This window comes from Saccharomonospora halophila 8, assembly GCF_000383775.1.
Classification (GTDB): Bacteria; Actinomycetota; Actinomycetes; order Mycobacteriales; family Pseudonocardiaceae; genus Saccharomonospora; species Saccharomonospora halophila.
Map to the genome: position 1 here is coordinate 77,119 of NZ_KB912527.1, position 5,074 is coordinate 82,192.

General features: G+C 72.4%; 5 protein-coding genes and 1 pseudogene. 5 read left to right on the top strand and 1 reads right to left on the bottom strand.

Annotated elements, in window-relative coordinates; genetic code table 11:
* The first annotated feature begins 30 nt into the window (after positions 1-30).
* Genes SACHA_RS0108730 through SACHA_RS0108740 form a run of 3 tightly spaced genes read left to right on the top strand, consistent with a single transcriptional unit; the run spans position 31 to position 2,574 of the window.
* Complete coding sequence (locus SACHA_RS0108730) at positions 31-1,644, top strand: AMP-binding protein (RefSeq protein ID WP_019808892.1); 1,614 nt, start codon at positions 31-33, stop codon at positions 1,642-1,644.
* Complete coding sequence (locus SACHA_RS0108735; RefSeq protein WP_019808894.1) at positions 1,635-2,243, top strand: TetR/AcrR family transcriptional regulator; 609 nt, start codon at positions 1,635-1,637, stop codon at positions 2,241-2,243. Before SACHA_RS0108730 ends, SACHA_RS0108735 begins: the two co-directional genes overlap by 10 nt.
* Positions 2,236-2,574, top strand: coding sequence for a hypothetical protein (locus tag SACHA_RS0108740; protein ID WP_019808896.1), 339 nt, complete (start codon positions 2,236-2,238; stop codon positions 2,572-2,574). The genes SACHA_RS0108735 and SACHA_RS0108740 overlap by 8 nt, the downstream gene beginning before the upstream one ends.
* Positions 2,575-2,735: 161 nt before the next feature.
* Here SACHA_RS0108740 and SACHA_RS0108745 read toward each other — a convergent pair whose 3' ends face one another.
* Complete coding sequence (locus tag SACHA_RS0108745) at positions 2,736-3,905, bottom strand: acyl-CoA dehydrogenase family protein (protein WP_019808898.1); 1,170 nt, start codon at positions 3,903-3,905, stop codon at positions 2,736-2,738.
* 206 nt (positions 3,906-4,111) lie between these two features.
* Here SACHA_RS0108745 and SACHA_RS0108750 point away from each other — a divergent pair, with 206 nt between their 5' ends.
* Together SACHA_RS0108750 and SACHA_RS25155 are read left to right on the top strand one after the other, a co-directional pair.
* Positions 4,112-4,831: a 4'-phosphopantetheinyl transferase family protein gene (locus SACHA_RS0108750; RefSeq protein ID WP_019808900.1), complete on the top strand. Its 720-nt coding sequence runs from the start codon at positions 4,112-4,114 to the stop codon at positions 4,829-4,831.
* 46 nt (positions 4,832-4,877) lie between these two features.
* A pseudogene (locus tag SACHA_RS25155) lies at positions 4,878-5,074 on the top strand (isochorismate synthase); the annotation flags it as partial.

The following is a 5,074-nucleotide window of genomic DNA, read 5'->3' on the forward strand; positions in this document are numbered from 1 at the left end:
GGTCGGACACCGGGCCCGGCGGAGGCGGCCGTGCGCCCGCCGGACGACCCCGACGACCTGGTCGGTCTCCTCGCCCACGCGGCATCCCGGTGGCCGGACCGCGAGGCGTGGGTGTTCGACGAGACCGGGCGACGATTCACCTTCGCCGAGATCGCCGCGCACACCGGCACGCTCGCCGCCACGCTGGCCGGGCTCGGGGTGGGCCGGGGCGACCGGGTGGCCGTGATGCTGCGCAACCGGCCGGAGTTCCCGCTGCTGTGGCTGGCCCTGGCCCGGCTGGGCGCCGTGCTGGTGCCGGTGAACACCGGATACCGGGAGCTGGACGGGGAACACGTGCTCGCGCACTCCGGCGCGCGGCTGGCGGTGACGACCGCAGAGTTCCGCGACCTGCTGGAGTCGATCGCCCCCGCGACCGCCGTGGAGCGGGTGTTGACCGTCGACGACCTCACCGCGGACACGGCCGCCGCGGACGAGGCGGCGCCCGGACTCCCCTCCGGAGGGACGGGCGAGCTCTCGGCGAACATTCAGTACACCTCGGGCACCACCGGCGCCCCGAAGGGCTGTGTGCTGCCGCAGCGCTACTGGACGACGTTGGCGCGCGGGCTGGTCACCGACTTCCCGCACATCGATGCCGACGACACGGTGCTCACCGCTCAGCCGTTCCACTACATCGATCCACAGTGGAACGTCGCGTTGGGACTGTACTCCGGGGCGCGGCTGGTCGTGCTGGACGGCTTCCACCCGTCGACGTTCTGGCACCGGGTCCGCGAGTACGGTGTGACCTGGTTCTACTGCCTCGGGCTGATGCCCACCCTGCTGCTGCGGATGCCGCCGGAACCCGACGACACCCGGCATCGCGTGCGGGCGGTCAGCGCGTCGGCGATCCCGGCGGAGCTGCACACCGAGCTCGAACGGCGCTGGGGCGTGCCGTGGTACGAGGCGTTCGGCATGACCGAGACCGGCTCGGACCTCCGCATGCCGCCGGACGAGCACGACGCCTTCGTGGGCACGGGCTGTCTCGGCAGGCCCGCTCCGGGCCGGGAGGTGATGGTCGCCGACGGGAACGGCCGTCCGGTGCCCCGCGGCGAACACGGTGAGCTGCTGGTGCGCGGGGTCGGGATGATGCACGGTTACCACGACGCCCCCGAGGCCACGGCCCGGGCGTTTCACGGCGGGTGGTTCCGGACCGGGGACCTCGCCACGATGGACACCGGCGGGCGCGTGTTCTTCGTCGGCCGCACCAAGGACATGATCCGCCGCAGTGGGGAGAACATCGCCGCCGAGGAGGTCGAGCGGGCACTGCTGCGCCATCCCGGCGTGCGCGCCGCCGCCGTGGTCGGCGTCGCCGACGAGCTCCGCGGCGAGGAGGTCAAGGCGTGGGTGGTCCCCGCCACCCGCACCGGGCCCGATGTCGGTGACACCGGAGACACCGCCGGGGACACCGGGGGCACCGCCGCCGACCCGGCCGAACTGGCCGCGTTCTGCGCGGGCGGACTCGCCGCGTTCAAGGTGCCGCGTTACTGGGCGGTGGTGGACTCGCTGCCGATGACCGATTCCGAGCGGGTCGCCAAGGGGGCGCTGCGCGCGGACGACGGCGACCCCGTCGCGGGGTGTTACGACAGCAGGGAGGGCCGGTGGCGGTAGACACCCGGGAGCGGGTCCACGAGGCGGCCGTGGAGTTGTTCGCCACCCGGGGCTTCCACGGCACCGGCATCCGGGACCTCGCCCGCGCGTCGGGCGTGTCCACCGCGAGTCTGTACCACTACATGGGCGCCAAGGAGGACCTGCTCGCCGGGATCATGCGGGCGTGCCTGCGGGACCTGCTCGACGCGGCCACCGACGTGGCCGACACCGTGGCCGACCCCCGCGAGCGGATCCGGCGGCTGGTGACCGGGCACGTCGACGCGCACGCCCGGATGCCGCGGGAGACCCGCATCGTCGACCACGAGCTGCACGCCCTGCCGCGGGAGGTGCGGGAGGAGGTGGTGTCCCTGCGCGACGGGTACGAGCGCGTGTGGTCGGACACCATCGCCGAGGGGGTGGAGGCGGGTGTGTTCCGTACCGCACATCCGCACGTCACCCGCATCGCGTTGCTGCAGATGTGCACCGGGGTCGCGCACTGGTACTCGGCTCGGGGAAGCCTGTCGCTCGGTGACCTGGCCGGGGCGCACGCCGACATCGCTCTGCGTGTCCTCGGAGCTTGCCCCGCGCCCTCCGCTGAGGGACGCTCAGGGGGTGAGTGAGGAAATCATCCAGCTGGAACTCAACGACGCGGGTGTCTCGCCGGGGCTTCCGACGCCCTCGGACCCGCGGGACCAGGTACAGGACGTGCCCTATCGCCCGGTGGAGTTCCGCGACGACGATCTCCCGGCGGCGATGGAACGCTGCGCCGGGTGGCTCAAGCAGGCCCAGCGGTGGCTCGGTGAGCCCGTGGACGTGCTCGCCGTCCACCTCGACTACGACGAACGGGACGGCTACCCCTACTACGACCTGAAGCTGCTGTGCAACGAGGAGGACCTGGCGGGCGTGCCGGTGGCCCTCCGCGAACGCGACGACGCACAGGCCGAGGGGTAGTCCGCCGGGCCCGACCGCAGAGAGGAACCGTTCCGACGCCGGCGGTGTGGTGCCGCGCGTACCGCCACACCACACCGCCGGCACGCGCGGCACGCGCCGGTGCCCTGACCCCGTGCCGCCCGCCCGGTACCGTCCGCCCGGTGCCGGTCAGCCCGTGCCGGTCAGCCCAGGGCGCCACCGACCTTGGCGTGCCCCTTCAGCAGGTTGCGCGCGATCGTCCGGCGCTGGATCTCGTCGGTGCCCTCGTAGATCCGCAGCAGCCGCAGCTCGCGGTACCAGCGCTCCACCGGGAGCTCCCGGGTGTAGCCCATTCCCCCGTGGATCTGGAGCACCCGGTCGACGATCTCGTTGGCCTTCTGCCCACCGAAGAGCTTGGCCATCGACTGCGCGTGCCGGGAGTCCATGCCCTGGTCGACCTGCCAGGCGGCGTGCAGCACCAGCCAGCGCAGCGCCTCGATCTCCACCCCGGAGTCGGCGATCATCCACTGGATGGCCTGCCGGTCGGCGATCGGCGCGCCGAACGTCTCGCGGGTGTTGGCGTGCTCGATCGCCATCGACACCAGCCGCTCGCACGACCCGATCGCCCGCGCGGGCAGCAGGTACCGGCCGCGGCCGATCCACTGCATCGCCAGCGTGAAGCCCTGACCCAGCTCACCGAGAATCTGGCTCTCCGGCACCCGCACGTTGTCGAAGATCAGGGACGCGGGCCCCCACTCGCCCATCGTGTCGATGTACTCCGAGCGCCAGCCCATGTCGCGGTCGACGAGGAAACAGGTGACGCCCCCGTTCGCGCCCTTCTCCGGGTCGGTGATGGCGAACACCATGGTGAAGTCCGCCTCGTTGCCGCCGGTGATGAACGTCTTCTCACCGTTGATGATCCAGTCGGAGCCGTCCTTGCGGGCCGTCGTGCGGATCGCCTTGGCGTCCGAGCCCGCACCGGGCTCGGTGATCGCGAAGCAGGACGTGCGGGTGCCCTCGATGGTGGGCAGGAGGTAACGCTGCTTCTGCTCCTCGTTGGCGTGGAACAGGATGTTGTCGGCCGCACCGCCGAACCGGAACGGCACGTACGTGCGGCCGAGCTCGGCCTCCAGCAGGGCGGTCATGGTGGCGGACAGGCCCATCCCGCCGTACTCCTCCGGGGTCTGCACCCCCCAGAACCCGGATTCCTTCGCCTTGAGCTGTAGCTCGGACAACTCGTCGCCGGTCAGACCCGGCTGGTGGGCCCGTTCCCTGCGGAGCACCTCCTGTTCGAGCGGGACGAGCTCCTTCTGCACGAACGTCCGGACCCAGTCCCGGATCTCCCGTTCCTCCACGCTCAGGCTGAAATCCATCGCCGCAGACTCCCTCGATGACTGACTAAGCGGTCGCTTAGCCAGTAAGGTAGCGCATCACCGGGCTTGGCGGGAGTCCCGCCCTCGACGTAGGTTCGAGATCGATCGCCACGGTGCGTGGCGGGATGTGGGGGCGGGGACCTGTGCGGGCCCGGGGACACCCGGCGGCGGGGACATCTGGTGGGCGGCGGGAGGCTGTGAGGCGAATGACCGAGTGCGCGGTGTGGTGGACGACGCCGATGACCGCGACCGACGACGCGCTGGGCGTGCTGGACCCGGACGAGCACGCACGGTATGCGGCCTACCGCAGGGCCGAGGACCGCTCGCGGTTCCTCACCGGCAGGGTGCTGGCCAAGACGGTGGCGGCCGCCCGGCTGGGTGCCGACGCGCACGAGATCCGGTTCGACGCACGCTGCGCGGACTGTGGACGCCCACACGGACCGGTCCGGATCCCCGGGTCGACACTGGAGTTGTCCGTCTCACACTCCGGGGACCGGATCGGTGTGGCCGCCACCGACGGGACGGCCGTGGGCCTCGACGTGGAGGCCTCCGGGCGGGACGTCGACGACTCGCTGCGCGCCTACGTGCTCAACGAGACCGAACTCGCCGGCCTCGACGGCTGCTCCGGACCGGCCGGTGCGGAGGCCTTCTTCCGGTTCTGGACCCGCAAGGAGGCGGTCATGAAGGCCACCCGGCGCGGGCTGCGGATCCCGCTGCGCGCCCTGACGATCTCCGGCCCGGACGACCCCCCGCGGCTGCTCGCCTCGACCGACGACGCGGTGTCGGCGGAGGCGGTCCGCCTGGCCGACCTCGACCCCGGCCCCGGTTACCGCGCGGCCGTGGCGGTGCTCACCGACGCGCCGTCCGACGAGATCGACGTCACCGAGCGGTGGTGGGACCCCGGCACCCGGACGGACGGACAATAGAACCGACGGCCGGACGTCAGGCACCACGGCGGAAAGGGGCACGCTGGTGAACGGACCGAACCCCGCCGGGCTGCTGCGGGCCTACACCCCCGGCGACTTCTTCCTCGCCACCCGACGGCGGACGCTGCTCGCCTCGGGCGCTCGCGAGGTGGTGACCGACACCGACGAGTTCGCCCTGGCCGACCGGGTCCGGGACCGTCTGCGGTCCGACCCCGCCGGGCCCGCGCTCGCGGTGGGCGCGCT